Annotated in this window: 16 protein-coding genes; 10 read left to right on the forward strand and 6 right to left on the reverse strand. The window is 37.2% G+C overall.

The window, feature by feature from the left end; genetic code table 11:
• Nucleotides 1-183 precede the first annotated feature (183 nt).
• From gyrA to dnaA, 6 genes are all read right to left on the reverse strand, one after another.
• Complete coding sequence (gene gyrA, locus N178_RS24755; RefSeq protein WP_045295494.1) at nt 184-2694, reverse strand: DNA gyrase subunit A; 2511 nt, start codon at nt 2692-2694, stop codon at nt 184-186.
• A gap of 126 nt (nt 2695-2820) precedes the next feature.
• Entirely contained in the window at nt 2821-4737 is a 1917-nt protein-coding gene (gyrB, locus tag N178_RS24760) for a DNA topoisomerase (ATP-hydrolyzing) subunit B (RefSeq protein WP_045295496.1), read from the reverse strand.
• 240 nt (nt 4738-4977) lie between these two features.
• Nucleotides 4978-6096 (reverse strand): DNA replication/repair protein RecF, encoded by a 1119-nt coding sequence (recF, locus tag N178_RS24765; protein WP_013054823.1) that lies wholly within the window; start codon nt 6094-6096, stop codon nt 4978-4980.
• 14 nt (nt 6097-6110) lie between these two features.
• Entirely contained in the window at nt 6111-6326 is a 216-nt protein-coding gene (yaaA, locus tag N178_RS24770) for a S4 domain-containing protein YaaA (protein ID WP_013054822.1), read from the reverse strand.
• 100 nt (nt 6327-6426) lie between these two features.
• Nucleotides 6427-7563, reverse strand: coding sequence for a DNA polymerase III subunit beta (gene dnaN / locus N178_RS24775; RefSeq protein ID WP_013054821.1), 1137 nt, complete (start codon nt 7561-7563; stop codon nt 6427-6429).
• A 186-nt stretch (nt 7564-7749) separates the two neighbouring features.
• Nucleotides 7750-9093, reverse strand: a complete 1344-nt coding sequence (dnaA, locus tag N178_RS24780; RefSeq protein ID WP_028411911.1) for a chromosomal replication initiator protein DnaA — start codon at nt 9091-9093, stop codon at nt 7750-7752.
• A gap of 754 nt (nt 9094-9847) precedes the next feature.
• On the opposite strand from dnaA, the gene rpmH reads away from it, so the two are divergent.
• The 10 genes from rpmH to N178_RS24830 all read left to right on the forward strand — a co-directional run bounded on the left by rpmH (nt 9848) and on the right by N178_RS24830 (nt 19060).
• On the forward strand, nt 9848-9982 hold the full coding sequence (gene rpmH, locus N178_RS24785; RefSeq protein ID WP_013059930.1) for a 50S ribosomal protein L34: 135 nt from the start codon (nt 9848-9850) through the stop codon (nt 9980-9982).
• Between the two features lie 110 nt (nt 9983-10092).
• Nucleotides 10093-10446: a ribonuclease P protein component gene (gene rnpA / locus N178_RS24790; protein WP_045295500.1), complete on the forward strand. Its 354-nt coding sequence runs from the start codon at nt 10093-10095 to the stop codon at nt 10444-10446.
• Nucleotides 10447-10561: 115 nt separating this feature from the next.
• The gene (gene spoIIIJ / locus N178_RS24795; RefSeq protein ID WP_045295502.1) at nt 10562-11326 is read left to right on the forward strand and encodes a YidC family membrane integrase SpoIIIJ; all 765 of its coding nucleotides are present in this window, start codon (nt 10562-10564) and stop codon (nt 11324-11326) included.
• Nucleotides 11323-11952, forward strand: a complete 630-nt coding sequence (gene jag / locus N178_RS24800; RefSeq protein ID WP_045295504.1) for an RNA-binding cell elongation regulator Jag/EloR — start codon at nt 11323-11325, stop codon at nt 11950-11952. Before spoIIIJ ends, jag begins: the two co-directional genes overlap by 4 nt.
• A gap of 308 nt (nt 11953-12260) precedes the next feature.
• Complete coding sequence (mnmE, locus tag N178_RS24805; protein ID WP_080890254.1) at nt 12261-13649, forward strand: tRNA uridine-5-carboxymethylaminomethyl(34) synthesis GTPase MnmE; 1389 nt, start codon at nt 12261-12263, stop codon at nt 13647-13649.
• Between the two features lie 22 nt (nt 13650-13671).
• Nucleotides 13672-15561, forward strand: a complete 1890-nt coding sequence (gene mnmG, locus N178_RS24810) for a tRNA uridine-5-carboxymethylaminomethyl(34) synthesis enzyme MnmG (protein ID WP_013059925.1) — start codon at nt 13672-13674, stop codon at nt 15559-15561.
• A 30-nt stretch (nt 15562-15591) separates the two neighbouring features.
• Nucleotides 15592-16308: a 16S rRNA (guanine(527)-N(7))-methyltransferase RsmG gene (gene rsmG / locus N178_RS24815; RefSeq protein WP_045295506.1), complete on the forward strand. Its 717-nt coding sequence runs from the start codon at nt 15592-15594 to the stop codon at nt 16306-16308.
• Between the two features lie 135 nt (nt 16309-16443).
• The gene (gene noc, locus N178_RS24820; protein WP_045295507.1) at nt 16444-17319 is read left to right on the forward strand and encodes a nucleoid occlusion protein; all 876 of its coding nucleotides are present in this window, start codon (nt 16444-16446) and stop codon (nt 17317-17319) included.
• A 117-nt stretch (nt 17320-17436) separates the two neighbouring features.
• Nucleotides 17437-18219, forward strand: a complete 783-nt coding sequence (locus tag N178_RS24825) for a ParA family protein (RefSeq protein WP_028409764.1) — start codon at nt 17437-17439, stop codon at nt 18217-18219.
• Nucleotides 18191-19060, forward strand: a complete 870-nt coding sequence (locus tag N178_RS24830) for a ParB/RepB/Spo0J family partition protein (RefSeq protein ID WP_013059921.1) — start codon at nt 18191-18193, stop codon at nt 19058-19060. The genes N178_RS24825 and N178_RS24830 overlap by 29 nt, the downstream gene beginning before the upstream one ends.
• Nucleotides 19061-19071: the final 11 nt, after the last annotated feature.

A 19071-nucleotide genomic window follows, 5' to 3' on the forward strand; every position in this document is an offset into this window, starting at 1 on the left:
TTAAAGCGACTCCTATATAATAACACTTTATAAGAATCGTTGTCAACACTTTTATATAACTTTTTTAAAACTACTAAAAAACTCATATGTATTTTGCTGACTTTTTATATATTACCAAAATGAAAAGCCTATGGCAAGGTTTTTTTACATAAAAAAAAGCCCCTGCTTTTTCAGGGGCTTTTTTTATTCTTCCGTTTCTTCAGCTTCAATTATTATATCTGTCTCTTCATGTTCATCTAATTCATCTAATACTTCGTCTTCATCTTCTGAAGTTTGTACTTTTGCAACCGTTGAAACAAACTCTTCGTCTCCTAAACGAATGACTTTGACACCTTGTGTGTTACGGCCCATTTGTGAAATATCTGAAACAGAAACCCGGATAAGAACGCCGCTTACTGTGATAAGCATAATATCTTCTTCTTGAGATACGCATTTCAGGGCGACAACATCACCATTTTTATCAGTGATATTACATGTTCTTAAACCTTTACCGCCTCTTGTTTGTACACGATATTCCTCAATCGGCGTACGTTTTCCATAACCATTTTTCGTAATAATCAAGATATCTGATTGTTCTTCGAGAATCTCCATACCGATTACTTCATCTTCTGAATCGAGAGTGATCCCTTTAACTCCAGTAGCTGTACGTCCCATTGAACGAACATCATTTTCATTAAAACGAATTAACATACCCTTCTTCGTTCCAATAACCATATCGCGCTTACCATCTGTCAATTTAACAGAAATCAATTCATCTTCTTCTCTTAAATTCAAGGCGATAAGTCCGCTATTTCGAATGTTTTCAAAAGAAGATAAAGGTGTACGCTTGGAAATTCCTTGTTTTGTAGTAAAGAATAGATACCAATCGTCTACAAATTCATCGACGCGAATGATGGCATTTACCCACTCACCTTTGTCTACTTCTAACAAGTTAATAATAGGTATTCCTTTAGCCGTTCTTCCGTACTCTGGAATTTCGTATCCTTTCGTACGGTAAACTTTTCCCTTATTTGTAAAGAAGAGAATCGTATCATGAGTAGATGTTGTTAGAAGATGTTCAACGAAATCATCTTCGTTTGTATTCATCCCTTGAATACCTCTTCCGCCTCTTCGCTGACTCTTATACGTAGAAACAGGCAAGCGTTTAATATAGCCGTTGTGCGTTAAACTAATAACAATATCTTGGCGAGGAATCAGATCCTCGTCTTCGATAATTTCAGCTCCTCCGCTTACGATTTCTGTTCGACGTCCGTCATTGAATCTTTCTTTTACGTCTATTAGTTCTTCTCTAATAATTTCTAATACTTTTTCTTCATCTGCTAAAATAGCTTTTAATTCAGCAATTAGCGCTAATAAAGATTGATATTCCGCTTCAATCTTCTCTCGCTCTAATCCTGTTAAACGCTGTAGGCGCATATCCAAAATAGCTTGCGCTTGTTTTTCAGATAACGAGAACTGCGTCATTAATCCTTCACGTGCAATATCTGTTGTTTGAGAACCTCTAATTAAAGCAATAACAGCATCTAAATTATCAAGAGCAATCTTTAAACCTTCTAAAATATGCGCACGTGCTTCGGCTTTTCGAAGTTCAAATTCAGTACGACGACGAATAACCACTACCTGATGGTCTAAGTAGTACTGTAGACATTGCTTTAAGTTCAATACTTTTGGCTGTCCATCTACTAATGCAAGGGTATTAATACCAAAACTTGTTTGAAGAGATGTCTGCTTATATAAGTTGTTTAATAAAACATTTGCATTTGCATCACGTCTTACTTCAATAACAATACGCATACCTGAACGGTCAGATTCATCTCGCAAGTCCGTAATTCCATCAATCTTCTTATCACGAGCTAGCTCGGCAATTTTTTCAATTAGCTTTGCTTTATTTACTTGGTATGGAAGTTCATGAACAATAATAGTTTGTTTACCATTGCTTTGTTCTTCAATTTCTACTTTTGCGCGAACAATAATAGAACCTTTTCCAGTTTCATAAGCTTTACGAATCCCGCTGCGGCCAAGAATTTGTCCTGCAGTTGGGAAATCCGGTCCTGGAATAATCTCCATTAACTCTGCAATTGTGATATCAGGGTCTTGACTTACAGCTAAAACGCCGTCAATGACTTCCCCTAACTGATGCGGAGGAATATTTGTCGCCATACCTACCGCAATTCCAGCTGAACCGTTTACAAGTAAATTTGGAAATCTAGCAGGTAATACAATTGGTTCACGTTCAGAACCGTCATAGTTATCTTGATAATCAATTGTATCTTTATTGATGTCACGTAACAGTTCCATCGAAACTTTTGACATTCTTGCTTCTGTATAACGCATAGCTGCTGCTGCATCTCCATCAACAGATCCAAAGTTTCCATGACCGTCAATTAACATATAACGATAGCTAAAATCTTGTGCCATACGAACCATTGTTTCATATACAGCTGAGTCACCGTGCGGGTGATACTTACCAATTACTTCTCCTACGATACGAGCTGATTTTTTATATGGCTTATCCGATCCCATACCTAAATCATTCATTGCATATAAAATACGACGGTGCACGGGCTTAAGTCCGTCTCTTACATCTGGTAAAGCACGCGATACAATTACGCTCATTGCATAATCTAAAAAGGATGCGCGCATTTCTTGACTAATATTTACTTCTCTTATTTGAGAGTTTGGTTTATCTGACATCGATAAGAACCTCCTTCGCGAAGTTCAGTATAGTAATTCATATATATGTAAACGCAGGATAGAACCTATCTCTATCCTGACGTTTATATACCCTTTATAAAAAATATAAAGGGTATTACCGTTCATTTAAATATCGAGATTTTTTACGTACTGAGCATTTTCTTCAATGAAATTACGGCGTGGTTCTACTTTGTCGCCCATTAAAATTTCAAATGTCTCATCAGCTTCAATTGCATCTTGCAAGTTCACCTGAAGAAGTGTACGGAATTCTGGATCCATTGTTGTTTCCCATAATTGTTCAGGATTCATCTCTCCTAAACCTTTGTAACGCTGAAGGTTTGGTTTTGCGCCTTCAGGGAAAGAAGCTAATACCTCTTCTAATTGACGATCGTTGTACGCGTACTCCACTTTTTTACCTTGTGAAACTTTGTAAAGAGGCGGCTGGGCAATGTACACATATCCGTGCTCAATAATCTGTCTCATATAGCGATAGAAGAACGTTAAAAGAAGCGTACGAATATGCGCACCATCTACGTCTGCATCTGTCATAATCACAATTTTATGGTAGCGGGCTTTCGAAATATCAAAATCGTCACCAATACCCGTTCCTAGAGCGGTAATGATTGTACGAATTTCGTTATTAGATAAAATTTTATCTAAACGCGCTTTCTCTACGTTGATAATTTTACCACGCAAAGGCAAAATAGCTTGGAAATGACGGCTTCTTCCTTGCTTAGCTGAACCTCCGGCAGAATCACCCTCTACTACATAGAGTTCGCTAATAGAAGGATCTTTTGATGAACAATCCGCTAATTTACCCGGTAAATTTGAAATTTCAAGCGCGCTTTTACGTCTTGTAAGCTCACGAGCTTTTTTAGCTGCCATTCTTGCTCTTGCAGCCATTAAACCTTTTTCAATTACCTTTTTCGCCACAATAGGGTTCTCTAGCAAGTAAGTTTCTAAGTGTTCTGCAAACACAGAGTCAGTAATTGTTCTTGCTTCACTATTTCCCAGCTTTGTTTTCGTTTGTCCTTCGAACTGCGGATCTGGGTGCTTAATAGAGATGATAGCTGTAATTCCTTCACGAACATCTTCACCCGTTAAATTGGCGTCACTGTCTTTAAATACGCTGTTTTTACGTGCATAATCGTTAATTACACGCGTTAATGCCGTTTTAAATCCTGCTTCGTGCGTTCCACCTTCATACGTGTGAATGTTGTTTGCAAAAGAATATAAATTACTTGTATAGCTATCGTTATATTGAATAGCAATTTCTACAGAAATGTTATCTCGATTACCTTCGATATAGATCGGCTCTTCGTGAATCACTTCTTTCGAACGATTTAAGTGTTCAACGTAAGACTTAATTCCGCCTTCATAGTGATATTCACGGCTTTTACCTTCTTCACGTTTGTCTTCAATCGTAATTTTAATGCCGCGATTTAAGAAAGCTAACTCACGCAGACGATTAGCTAACGTATCAAAATCGTATTCAAGCGTTTCAGTAAAAATTTCACCGTCTGGATGGAATTGAATAACAGTACCTGTTTTATCTGTTTCTCCGACTACTTTCAAGTCAGCAGCAGGTACACCTCGTTCATATTTTTGATAATGAACTTTACCGTCACGATGTACGTGTACTTCCAAAGAGGTAGAAAGTGCGTTAACAACTGAGGCACCTACACCGTGTAATCCACCAGATACTTTATAGCCGCCGCCGCCAAATTTACCTCCGGCATGAAGAACCGTTAAGATAACTTCAACGGCAGGTCTGCCCATTTTTTCTTGAATACCAACCGGAATTCCACGACCGTTATCTTTGACTGTAATACTATTATCCTTTTCGATAATAACATTAATTTCATCGCAATAGCCGGCCAGCGCTTCATCAATACTATTATCTACAATTTCCCATACAAGATGATGTAAACCCTTTGCGCTCGTCGATCCAATATACATCCCCGGACGTTTACGAACAGCTTCTAATCCTTCTAATACTTGTATCTGATCAGCTTCATATGCTTGTACTTCTTTTTGTTCCATCGTCAAATGTATCACCTACACTTTTTTTTAACAGCAAACTGCTGTATTTATCATTTTGTATTATGTTTTTCGAATATTATGTGGAAATAATACGGAGCCTTTAATGTATTTGCCATTTGTTTACTTATGCACAAAATTTTCATAATCGAGGGTACGAGTTGAAATATATAGACTTAAAACTATAATGATATCATATTTCAGTTAGATTGCCTTGCGAAAAGTTTTTAGACAGATCAATTGCTATTTGACCTTTTGAATTTGGCCAGCTTCTACATGATATGTAGCGGCTTTTTCTAAGGTCTCGTGATGAATTCCTTCAATGCTCGTTGTCGTTACAAACGTCTGAACTTTTCCTTGAATGGTATTTAGCAAGTGTGATTGACGAAAATCATCTAATTCAGACAATACGTCGTCTAAAAGCAAGATTGGATATTCACCTACTTCTTGATGAATTAACTCAATTTCAGCAAGCTTTAATGATAAAGCAGTCGTCCGCTGTTGCCCTTGTGAACCAAATGTTTGAACGTCTTTTTCATTAACGTAGAAAAGAAGGTCATCACGGTGTGGTCCTGCTAAGGTGACACCTCTATCAATTTCTCTACTTTTTATTTTATCAAACTTTTGATGATATGCTTCTAACATTTTCGACAAATCTGCATCTTCTGATACATCAATTGAATTCTTATACTCAATTTTTAATGTTTCTAAGTCTCGACTGATCCCTTTATGAATAGGCTCTGCCCACTGTTGGAGTAACTGTAAAAACTCAAAACGTTTTTTTAAGATTTTCGCCGCCATTTCACTTAACTGTAACGTAAGTACGTCTAAAAGTGAAAGATCCGTTTGTTTTTTTGTCTGCAGCTGCTTCAAATATTGATTTCTTTGCTGCAAAATCTTTTGATACCTGCTTAAATCATGCATGTAAACAGGCGAAACTTGACCAATTTCCATATCGATAAATTTGCGCCTTACTTGCGGACTCCCTTTAACTAGGTTCAAATCCTCCGGAGCAAACATGACAGTGTTAATTGATCCTATATATTGACTGAGTTTTTTCTGCTCAATGTGATTATATTTTGCTTTTTTCCCTTTTGTTGAGATGACTAAATCCAGTGTAACAGGCCCTCTATGCTTTTCTACAATGCCCGATAGCTTTGCATACTCACAGTCCCATTTAATTAATTCTTTATCGTTGGATGTACGATGAGATTTAGCCATAGATAATACGAAGATCGATTCCATCACGTTTGTTTTACCCTGTGCGTTTTCACCCAAAATGACGTTTACTTTATTTTCAAAGGGAATCGTTGTCTTCGTATAGTTTCGGTAATTTGTTAAAGTAATTTCTTTAATATACAAACGTTTCACCAACTTTAAGTAATAACAACAAATGATCCTGCAGCCGGTATATCCACTTCGTCATTTGCATATAATTTACGTCCGCGGCGCTCTTCTAGCTCACCGTTCACATATACTTCGTGCTCACTTAAAAACCATTTTACCATTCCACCTGTTTGAATGACGTCTGCTAGTTTTAAAAACTGGCCAAGCGTAATGTATTCAGTTGAAATTTTAACCTCTGTTTTCATGCGACTCTCTCACTTTCTAATGATGTATCTCTATTTTACTAAATAATTCTTCTTGAGAAAAGAAAGCTACTAGTACGGCATGCTAGTAGCTTTCTGAGATTTAATATGTTCGCACTGGTAAAATCAGCTGCAGCATTGAATCATCCTCTAATGTTCGAATGACAAATGGACGCATCGCACCAGTGAAGTTAATTTTGATATCTGTTCCTTCGAGCGCTTTTAATGCGTCTAACATATATTTTGCGCTAAAAGAAATTTTTAATTCTTCTCCTGAGATAGACTGACTTTGCACCTCTTCGATTACTTTTCCGATTTCAGGAGAGTTAGAAGAAATTTCAACAATTCCTTCATCCAGCGTAGATAGTTTTACTACGTTATTTCTTCCTTCACGAGCTAATAAAGAAGCGCGGTCAATCGATTGTAAGAATTCTTTTACGTTCAATATAACATCCGTTTTACTATCAGCTGGGATCAATCTTGATGTGTCAGGATAATTTCCGTCCAATAATCTTGAGAAAAATAGTAAGTGTTTTGTTTTGAACAATACTTGATTTTCCGTGATAACGATGTCTACTAATTCATGAGAATCATCAAGGATCTTACTGAATTCACTTAAACTTTTACCTGGAATAACCACATTATACGTTGCTTCATTTCCAGTTTCAATGGTCGCTTTTCGCAAAGCTAGACGGTGACTGTCAGTGGCAATGCACGTTAATTCTTTGCCATCGACTTTCCAGTTTACACCTGTCAAGATAGGTCGTGTTTCTGAGGTGGACACTGCAAAGACAGTTTGTCGAATCATGTTTTTTAATAAGTCTGTCGGTAATCTAAACATGTTGTTTTCTTCGATCTGTGGCAAATGAGGATACTCTTCTGCATCTAAACCATTTAAGTTGAATTCAGCCTTTCCTGAACGAATGATTGTTAAAAAGTGACTTTGGACGTCTAATTCTACAATATCTTTAGGAAGCTTTTTGACGATTTCACTAAAGAAACGAGCTGGGAGAACAACGCTTCCTGGTTTTTGAATATCAACAATCTCTTTTCCTTCTTCTTCGTTTGGAATAAACGATTCAATAGATATATCGGAATCACTTCCGGTTAAGGTAACACCTTCTTCAGTCGCTACAATTTTAATACCAGTTAAAATTGGAATTGTTGTTCTAGAAGATACAGCTTTCATAACGTCTTGAACGCTTTGAACTAGATAGTCTTTCTGTATGATAAATTTCATAATAATTAATCCTCCTTAAAAGTAGGTTTAAAAGCTTATTATTTATTATATTTTAAGATAGTAGTAGTAATAGGGGCTGTGGAAATGTGGATAACCCCTAAAAACGTGAGAACACAGCCTATCCACATGTGGACAGACTGTGTACAATCCTAACTCACTTATACACAAAATACAAGTAAAAAAAGCCTATATTTTTAGTGATTCACTTATTTCTTTAATTTGTTTTTGTAGGTCAGTATCTGTTTGAACAAGTTTTGAAATTTTTTCATGAGCATGGATGACAGTAGTATGGTCTCGCCCGCCAAACTCTTCTCCAATTTTAGGCAGCGAAAAATCCGTTAGTTCGCGAGAAAGGTACATGGCAATTTGTCGAGGAAACGCTACTGACTTTGTACGTTTCTTCGCTTTGAAATCATCTAATTTTATATTAAATTCTTGTCCAACAATCTGTTGAATATCCTGAATCGTAATAACCCTAGGTTTTGAACTAGGAATAATATCTTTTAATGCTTCTGCTGCTAAATCAGCGTTTATATCTTTATTAATTAGTGAAGAATAAGCTACTACGCGAATAAGTGCTCCTTCTAATTCTCTAATATTTGAATCAATCTGATTGGCGATATAAAGCATAACTTCATTTGGAATAACTAAGCCGTCCGCTTTTGCTTTTTTACGCAAAATAGCAATTCGTGTTTCCAAATCTGGTGGTGTGATGTCTGTAATAAGGCCCCATTCAAAGCGAGAGCGAAGTCGATCTTCAAGTGTAGGAATTTCTTTCGGCGGTCGATCACTTGAGATGACAATCTGCTTGCTTTCTTCGTGAAGCGTATTAAACGTATGGAAAAATTCTTCTTGTGTCTGCTCTTTACCTGCTAAGAATTGAATATCATCAATCAGTAACACATCTACATTGCGGTATTTGTTGCGGAATTCTACTGCTTTATTGTCACGAATAGAATTAATAAACTCATTTGTGAATTTTTCAGATGATAAATACACGACTTTAGCGGCAGGATTATGATCTAACACATAGTGGCCTATTGCGTGCATTAAGTGTGTTTTACCTAATCCTACTCCCCCGTAAATAAAAAGCGGATTATACGCTTTAGCAGGCGCTTCTGCTACTGCTAAAGAAGCTGCATGCGCAAACCGATTTCCAGATCCGATAACAAATGTATCAAAGGTATACTTCGAATTTAGCATACTTTGAGGGAATTCTGCTCCTTCGTCTTTATTGACTTTCTTTTTAGGAGTTTGAATATCGAATTCTTCTTCGGCCTGGTTAGGAGGAATAATAAATTTCACATCTAACTCTTCCCCCGTAAGATCGTAAAGTGTTTCAGCAATTAAATTAGAATACCTAGATTCTAACCAGTCCCGTGCAAAATCATTAGGCGCAGTAATAATGAGCGTGTCTCCTTGTAAAGCATGAGCTTTTGTCGATTTGAGCCAGGTTTCAAAACTGGGTTTGCTTAATTTTTTTTCAATTTGATCTAAAGCTCTGTTCCATAAATCATGAATGTTTTCCAACGAGCAACCCCTCCTTTTTCTAGTTTTTATGCGCTTTGTACAACCATTGTACAACCTGTACAAACCCTTATGCATAAAAAATTTATATTTATACAATTGCTATTATGTGGGTAAATATATATTATAGAAGAAAGCCGACTATTCGACAGATTCCACATGGTGTGGATAACTTTATACAGTGATAGTGGAAATGATGTCCACAAGTTGTCCACAGTTTGTGGATAAAAACCAACTGTGGAAAAGTAATTAAGAGTGAAAACAAAAATATAATATCAAAGAATTCGGCATGATGCAATGAATTTTCGAAACTTATCCACAATCACTACACCTTGTGGAGAAAAGTTTTCCACAACACAAGATAGTGTGCATGAGTTGTCGATAAGAAATGGAAAAGTAGAAAAATGTCGAAAAAACTTATCCACAAAGATTTAAGAGAAGAATTTGAATAAAAAAGAGGCTTTTTATAACATTTATTGTTGTAGTTTTGTTCAGTAACGATGCGATCGCAACTGGTAGAGAAAGAAAAAGAGATGAAAAGGAAAAATTTTTTCTTTAATAAATCAATGAATTTTATTGATTAGGTATAGACAATTGGGTTATAAAGATATTAGAATGAAGAAGATTGAGTAAAACAGATAATGAAACCAAGAGATTGAAAATTTTATTTTTTAAATAACATTGACATCTTCTTAGTCTTTTCATTATAATTGCAAGGACTGTCTTTTTCAGTTATTCCTCGAGGAGGTGTTTATAGATGAAAAGAACTTACCAACCAAACAAACGTAAGCACAGTAAAGTACACGGTTTCCGCGCTCGTATGAGCTCAGCGAATGGACGTAAAGTTTTAGCTCGTCGTCGTCGTAAAGGAAGAAAAGTATTATCAGCATAATAGACCACTGACGCCAGTGGTCTTTTTTCGCTTTATAAGGCTAAAATCACCTCTGTTCCTGTAGGGACTACATAAGAGCATGACCTGAAAAAGGGCAGGAGTTGTTAAAAATGAAAAAAAGATATCGTATAAAAAAGAATGATGAATTTCAAACAGTTTTTAAAAAGGGCAAGTCTGTAGCGAATCGCCAATTTGTCTTGTATGTTCTAGACAAACCGGATCAAGAACATTTCCGCGTAGGATTCTCTGTGGGCAAAAAGATTGGAAATGCCGTGACTCGTAATCGAGTTAAGCGCCTTGCTAAACAAATTATGTTTGAATTCACACCGTATTTAAAGCAAGACAAAGATTATATTGTAATTGCAAGGCAGCCTGCTGCAACAATGAGCTATGAAGAAATTAAAAGCAGTTTGCAGCATGTCTTTAAGCGTGGCAAATTACTTAAACATAGACAAAATGATTAATAAACAATAGAAGAAAAGCCTTTAATAGCTGTTGTTTTTCTACCGCATCCTTATATAATGGATTTTGACGCACTTTCAGAATTGAAAGGTGAACATGTAGAAGGAGGAAAAACAGGTGAAGAAGAAGTTGTTTTTAGGGATAACGCTTATCTTTCTATTAACTGTTTTAGCGGGGTGTACGGAAATGAACCAACCTATTACAGATGATAGTAAAGGTTTTTGGAATGAGTATGTTGTGTATCCGCTGTCATTAGTCATTACGTATCTGGCGGAGGTATTCAAAAGCTATGGAGTTGCGATCATCGTTGTCACAATCCTGATTCGCTTACTTATTCTACCGCTTATGATTAAACAGATGAGAAACACGAAAGCGATGCAGACGCTTCAGCCCGAAATGCAGAAGTTAAAGGAGAAGTACAGTTCAAAAGATGCCCAGACGCAGCAGCAATTGCAGAAAGAAACGATGGCATTATTCCAAACTTACGGAGTAAATCCTTTAGCTGGGTGCTTCCCAATTCTAATTCAAATGCCCATTCTTATTGGGATTTTCCACGCGATTACACGAACGTCGGAAATCGCAAACAACAGCTTTTTATGGTTTGATTTAGGTGCGCGTGATCCGCTATTTATCTTACCAATTGTCGCAGGAATCACAACGTTTATTCAGCAAAAGATGATGATGGCCGGAAATGCAAATCAAAATCCTCAAATGGCTATGATGCTTTGGATTATGCCGATCATGATTGTGATTTTTGCAATCAATTTTCCAGCCGCCTTATCTCTTTATTGGGTAGTGGGAAATCTATTTATGATTATTCAAACCTACTTCATTAAAGGGCCAGACTTAAAACGAGCGAATATTGAAGGGGTTAAAAAATGAACGAAATCACAATTACGGCCCAGACGATTGAAGCTGCTGTTCAAGAAGCATTAGATGCTTTAGAAGTAGAGCGAAATCAAACAAATGTAGAAATAATTGAACCAGGCAAAAAAGGATTTTTAGGAATCTTTAAGGGAAAACCCGCAGTTGTAAAAGTTACAAAAATAGTTGACCCTGTAGAGGAAGCGGTTCATTTTATTACAAATGTTAGCCGTGAAATGGGGATTTCGATTCATACGAACGTCAAAAAAACCTCGAGAAACTGCATAATTGAGATTAGTAGCGATTCAGCGGGAATGTTGATTGGAAAACATGGACAAACCCTCAATGCGCTCGAGCTTCTCACACAATTGGTAGCTAATCGATACAGTCAGCAATTCTTAAATGTTGTATTAAATCCAGAAGGCTACCGAGAAAAACGAAAAGAAATGGTCGAAAAACTGGCATTAAAAATAGCTAACCAGGCGATCAAAACGAATCGATCTGTTCAACTAGAACCAATGCCTTCCCATGAAAGAAAAATGATTCACCAAGCATTAGCTAAAAATTCTTTAGTTGAGACACAATCCGTTGGCAAAGAGCCCAAAAGAAGTGTTTTGGTTCAGCCAGTTGCCAAAAAGCACTAGCAAAATAAGCTAGTGCTTTTTTATGTGCTTATTTTTATCGATCTAGCGTTCAAAAAAATCAAGATGCATACGTTGTTATTCACATGTGGATAAGTTAAAATAGTACATACTGCCTGTTTTTCTTGCTGTGCATAACAGAAGAACGTTAGAGATGTTCCAAAGCGGTGAATTGTGGTATTCTATTTATTTGGTTCATACAAATCACGGGCCTTAAAATAGATGTTTTTGTTCGTGGAAAATTGTTAACGATGATAGTATATAACATCGTTTAAAATAAAAGGTTTATAAAATGAAATGAGGTGAAGTTGGTGCTAGATTTTGATACAATTGCGGCCATTTCTACACCAATGGGAGAAGGAGCTATTGCCATCGTCCGCCTGAGTGGTGAAGAAGCAATTACGATTGCAGATCGTATCTTTAAAAGCGTTTCGAATAAACGATTAACAGACGTAGCTTCTCATACTATTCACTACGGTCATATCGTAGATCCCAAGACGGAGCAAGTCGTTGAAGAAGTGATGCTTTCCATTATGAAAGGTCCCAAGACATTTACTAGAGAAGACATTATTGAAATTAACTGTCACGGAGGAATTGTATCCGTTAATCGTGTGCTGCAGTTAGTTATTGCAAATGGTGCCCGTTTAGCTGAGCCAGGTGAGTTTACAAAACGAGCATTTTTAAATGGTCGAGTAGACTTATCACAAGCAGAAGCTGTAATGGATTTAATTCGTGCCAAAACAGATAAAGCGATGAATATGGCAATTGGCCAAATGGAAGGGCGTTTGTCCAAGCTAGTACGTCATTTACGCCAGGAAATTCTCGAAACACTTGCCCACGTAGAAGTGAACATTGACTATCCAGAATATGACGATGTAGAGGAAATGACTCACCAAGTGTTAATCGAAAAAGCTTCAAATGTACGTCAAGAAATTGATAAGCTTCTTCAAACCTCTCATCAAGGGAAAATTTTAAGAGAAGGATTAGCTACGGTTATTATTGGACGTCCTAATGTAGGGAAATCTTCTCTTCTAAATAGTTTAGTGCAAGATGCAAAGGCTATTGTCACAGACATTCCTGGAACGACGCGAGATGTAATTGAAGAGTACGTTAATGTGCGAGGAGTTCCTCTACGATTAGTTGATACAGCTGGAATTCGTGAAACAGAAGATATTGTAGAACGAATTGGTGTGGAACGCTCCCGTCAGTATTTGAAAGAAGCAGATTTAATTTTGCTTGTGTTGAATTTCAATGAAGAATTAACGGACGAAGATAAAAAGCTGTTTGAAGCTGTAGAAGGCATGGACGTTATTGTGATTGTGAATAAAACAGATCTTGAGCAAAAAATTAATCTAGAGGAAGTGCAGCAATTTGCTGGTGATCATCCAGTAGTAACGACTTCGCTTCTTCAAGAACAAGGAGTGGACCACCTTGAAGAAGCAATCGCAGCTCTTTTCTTTGAAGGAACAATTGAATCTCAAGATTTAACATATTTATCTAATACGAGACATATTGCGCTTTTAACGCAAGCAAGAGGAGCTATCGATGAGGCCATCACAGGCATTGAAAGTGGTGTTCCAATCGATATTGTCCAAATTGATTTAACAAGAACGTGGGAACTATTAGGTGAAATTATTGGTGATGCTGTTCATGAAAGCTTAATTGATCAGTTGTTCTCTCAATTCTGTTTAGGAAAATAGATTATTAAAGGAGGCTACTATTATGCAATATGAAGGTGGACAATATGATGTTATTGTCATTGGAGCGGGTCATGCAGGATGTGAAGCGGCGCTTGCTTCTGCGCGTATGGGTGCTAAAACGTTAACGTTGACCATCAACTTAGACATGGTGGCGTTTATGCCCTGCAACCCTTCTGTAGGCGGTCCTGCAAAAGGTATTGTCGTACGTGAAATTGATGCTCTTGGCGGAGAAATGGGTAGAAATATCGATAAAACGCATATTCAAATGAGAATGTTAAACACAGGAAAAGGTCCGGCCGTTCGAGCACTTAGAGCTCAAGCAGATAAATTTGCTTATCAGCATGAAATGAAAAAAACGTTAGAAAACGAAGAAAACCTAACGCTTATGCAAGGCATGGTAGAACAGTTAATCGTAGAAGATGGTGTATGTACGGGTGTTGTCACTCAAACGGGAGCTGTGTATAAAGCTAAAACAGTGGTTATTACGACAGGAACATTCTTACGCGGGGAAATTATTTTAGGTGAACTAAAATATTCAAGCGGTCCTAACAATCAACAACCGGCTATTAAGCTTTCTGAACACTTAGAGGAGTTAGGACTGGACATGGTCCGTTTTAAAACAGGAACTCCACCTCGTGTTAATAGCTCAACTATCGATTACAGCAAAACGGAGATTCAGCCTGGAGATGATGTGCCTCGTGCTTTCTCATACGAAACAACACAGTATATTACAGATCAATTGCCTTGCTGGTTAACATATACAAGTGAACAAACGCATCAAATTATTGATGACAACCTCCACTTATCTCCTATGTATTCTGGGATGATCAAAGGTACTGGACCACGCTACTGTCCATCTATTGAAGATAAGGTTGTGCGCTTTAATGATAAACCGCGCCACCAAATTTTCTTAGAGCCAGAAGGACGAAATACGCAAGAAGTATATGTTCAAGGACTATCAACAAGCCTTCCTGAGCACGTACAGCGTCAAATGCTTGCGACAATTCCTGGTCTTGAAAAAGTCCAAATGATGCGTGCGGGCTATGCTATTGAATATGATGCAATTGTTCCGACTCAGTTATGGCCAACGCTTGAAACGAAAAAAATTAAAAATCTTTATACGGCTGGACAAATTAACGGAACATCTGGTTATGAAGAAGCTGCAGGCCAAGGTCTTCTTGCTGGAATTAACGCAGGAAGAAGAGCGCTGGAACAAGAAGAAGTCATCTTAGGACGTTCTGATGCTTACATCGGTGTATTGGTGGATGATTTAGTAACAAAAGGAACAAATGAACCGTATCGTCTGCTAACATCCCGTGCAGAATATCGTTTATTGCTTCGTCACGACAACGCTGATTTACGCCTTACTGAAATTGGTCGTGAACTAGGATTAATCAGCGATGAGCGCTATGCTAAATTTGAACAAAAGAAAGCGGAAATCGAGCAAGAGAAGAAACGTCTTTTCTCCTTTATTATTAAGCCGAATGAAGCTGTTCAACAACTGATTAAAGAAGCTGGCGGCAGCGAATTAAAAGATGGCATTCGTGCGACAGATTTACTTCGCCGCCCTGAAATGACATATACTCATATTCATCAATTAGCACCAGCTGATGAGACGGTAGATCCTGAAGTAGCTGAACAAGTAGAAATTCAGGTGAAATACGAAGGATATATTCAGAAATCACTTCAACAAGTTGAACGCTTGAAGAAGTTAGAAAACAAAAAGATTCCTGATTATATCGATTATGATGCAATTAACGGTCTAGCTACAGAAGCACGTCAAAAATTAAATCAAGTGCGTCCACTAACGGTAGCACAAGCTTCACGTATTTCTGGAGTCAACCCAGCTGATATTTCAATCTTGCTTGTTTATATTGAACAAGGGCGCATCGCTAAAGTATCAAATGATTAAAACTCTTAGGCGCGAAGAAAGGGAAACTCAATGAATATTCAACAGTTTCAACAGCTATTAGAAGAAAAGGGAATTTCTCTTTCTTCTAAACAGCTGAATCAATTTGAAAAGTATTATCAAGTTTTAGTGGAATGGAACGAAAAAATGAATTTAACTGCTATCACTGATCACGGTGAAGTATATGAAAAGCATTTTTACGATTCTATTTCAGCTGCTTTTTTTCAAGACTTTACAGAAATTGAATCCATGTGTGATGTAGGTGCAGGAGCGGGATTTCCAAGTATTCCGATCAAAATTTGCTTCCCGCATTTGCATGTAACAATCGTTGATTCGTTACAAAAGCGTATTACGTTTTTAACGCATCTTGTAAATGAGCTTGAACTAGACAATGTCACACTATGTCATGATCGAGCTGAAACATTTGGTAAAAAAGAAACGATTCGCGAGTCATTCGATCTTGTAACAGCAAGAGCTGTGGCACGTATCTCGGTTCTTAATGAATTTTGCTTACCGCTTGTTAAAGAACAAGGACGCTTTTTAGCAATGAAAGGTGCTTCTGCCCCTGAGGAATTAAAAAATGGGGAAAAATCATTTCAAGTATTAGGTGGAAGAGTGAAGTCGATTGAACATTTCCAATTGCCTTTGGAGCAAAGTGAACGTTACATTATTTTAATAGATAAAATAAAGAAAACGCCTAAAAAATATCCTAGAAAACCTGGTACTCCAGTTAAGCTTCCATTAGAGTAGGCGGTAAATAGATAGAGAAGAAAATGTTTCATATGAAACATTTTCTTCTCTATATTTTCTGTTTAGAAAGCAGGATATGATTAAAAAACATCGAATTAGTTTAAGGCGGGATTTTCCTGAAGGTGGTGTGGGACTATGAAATCTGCTTTTTCACGTTTTTTTAATTTAAAAGAAAAAGATGAGGATATTCATGTAGAGATTGAAACTGTCCAAGATGAAAATGTCGAAAAAGTTTTAAGAGATGAAGTAAAACAAATTAAAGTTTCAAGTATTATTCCGAATCGTTATCAGCCGCGTACTGTGTTTAATGAAGCAAAAATTGAAGAGCTAGCTCTTACTATTCATACACACGGTATTATTCAACCTATTGTGGTTCGACCGACTGAGGGCGAAGAATACGAATTAATTGCTGGAGAACGCCGGTGGAGAGCTGTACAAAGCTTAGGTTGGGATACGGTTCCTGCAATTGTGAAACATTTTAACGATACAGAAACGGCCTCTGTGGCTTTAATAGAAAACTTACAACGTGAAGAGCTAACGGCTGTCGAAGAAGCACTAGCCTACGCAAAGTTAATTGAGTTACATAATCTTACCCAAGAGGCATTAGCTCAACGTTTAGGAAAAGGCCAATCCACAATTGCAAACAAACTTCGTTTGTTAAAGCTTCCTGTTGAAATACAAGAAGCAATCAAACAAAAATTGATTACAGAGCGACATGCAAGAGCGCTCATTCCCCTCAAAAATCAAGAAAAACAACTTCAAGTATTAGCTGAGATTATTGAAAAACAATTAAATGTAAAACAAACGGAAGATCGAGTAGTTAAATTGTTAGAAACGCAGGTTAAAAGGCCAAAAGCAAAAAGAAAAGCGTTTAGTAAAGATACGCGTATCGCAATGAATACAATTCGTCAATCGTTGACAATGGTTAGTGACAGCGGTATTTCATTAAACACGGAAGAAGAAGAGTTTGATGAATATTTTCAGTTTACTATTAAGATTCCGAAAAAATAAAGAAATAGCCCTCATCTTTTTTGATGAGGCTTTTTTATCAAAGTTTTTTCGTCAGAAAATTCAATGAACAATTAAACTGTCTGGACAAATGGGATGGAAATGAAAGTAGGTGACAACATGGGGAAAATTGTGGCAGTTGCGAATCAAAAAGGCGGAGTTGGAAAAACAACAACCGCTGTTAATTTAGGAGCTTGTTTAGCTGAACAAGGAAAAAAGGTTCTACTTGTAGACGGAGATCCCCAGGGTAACGCTACGAGTGGAGTTGGCATAGATAAAGCAGATGTAGATGAATGTATCTATAATGTAATCGTGGAAGATATGGAAGCCAAAAACGTTGTGCGTTCAACAGCCGTCGAAAATTTATCAATCATTCCCGCGACCATTCAATTAGCTGGTGCAGAAATTGAATTAGTGTCGACTATTTCACGTGAAGTTCGACTTAAGAGAGCTTTAGAAACGGTGAAAGATCACTTTGATTATGTTATTATTGATTGTCCCCCTTCTCTTGGTTTACTGACATTAAATGCGTTAACTGCAGCTGATTCTGTTTTAATACCTGTACAGTGTGAATATTATGCGCTTGAAGGATTAAGTCAATTGCTAAATACGGTTAGATTAGTCCAAAAACATTTGAATAATCAACTGCGTATCGAAGGTGTATTGCTGACTATGCTTGACGCACGTACAAATTTAGGACTGCAGGTAACAGCAGAAGTGAAGAAGTACTTTCAGGATCGCGTTTATCAAACGATTATTCCTCGAAATGTTCGTTTGAGCGAAGCACCTAGTCATGGTGAACCAATTATCTTATATGATGCAAGATCTAGAGGGGCCGCAGTTTATACGGAACTTGCAAAGGAAGTGATTTATAATGGCGAAAGGATTAGGGAAAGGAATTAATGCCTTATTTTCAGGCTTAGATGCACAGGCTGATGATTCAATTCAGGAAGTTGCTATTCACGAACTCAGACCCAACCCCTATCAACCACGTAAAACGTTTAATAAAGAAGCAATTAATGAGTTAAAGCAATCCATTTTACATCATGGCATCTTACAGCCTATTGTAGCTCGCAAAAGCATTAAAGGCTATGAAATCTTAGCAGGTGAAAGACGATTTAGAGCTGCTAAAGAAGCCGACCTTGCTACTGTTCCTGTCATTATAAAAGACTTTTCAGAAAAGCAAATGATGGAACTAGCTTTGTTGGAGAATTTACAGCGTGAAGATTTGACGCCAATTGAAGAAGCAACCGCTTATCAATTGCTTATGGATAAGCTCGATATGACACAGGAGCAACTTGCTACACGACTAGGAAAAAGCCGACCTCATATTGCTAACTATGTTCGCCTCTTGCAACTGCCTGAGGAAATTCAAACCCTCATTTCTACTAATGAATTGTCTATGGGACACGGGCGTACGCTAGTCGGTTTAAAAAATAAAGCTCTTCTACCTAAAGTAGTCGAAAAAATACGCAAGGAACAGTTGAATGTCAGGCAGCTAGAGGCTTATATTGCCCACTTAAATAAAGCCGTTCCACGTGAAACATCAAAAACTAAAAAAGATAAAGATTTATTTATAAAACAAAGTGAAACACAGCTCCGTGAGCGTTTTGGTACCTCCGTTCACATTACACAAAGCAAGAAAAAAGGGAAAATTGAAATCGAATTTTTCTCTAAAGAAGATTTAAACCGTCTTCTCGAATTATTTAATGATCTTTCTCAAACCAATAAATCTTCTGTATAAAAAAAGTGTCT

This window comes from Priestia aryabhattai B8W22, from assembly GCF_000956595.1.
Lineage (GTDB): Bacteria > Bacillota > Bacilli > Bacillales > Bacillaceae_H > Priestia > Priestia aryabhattai.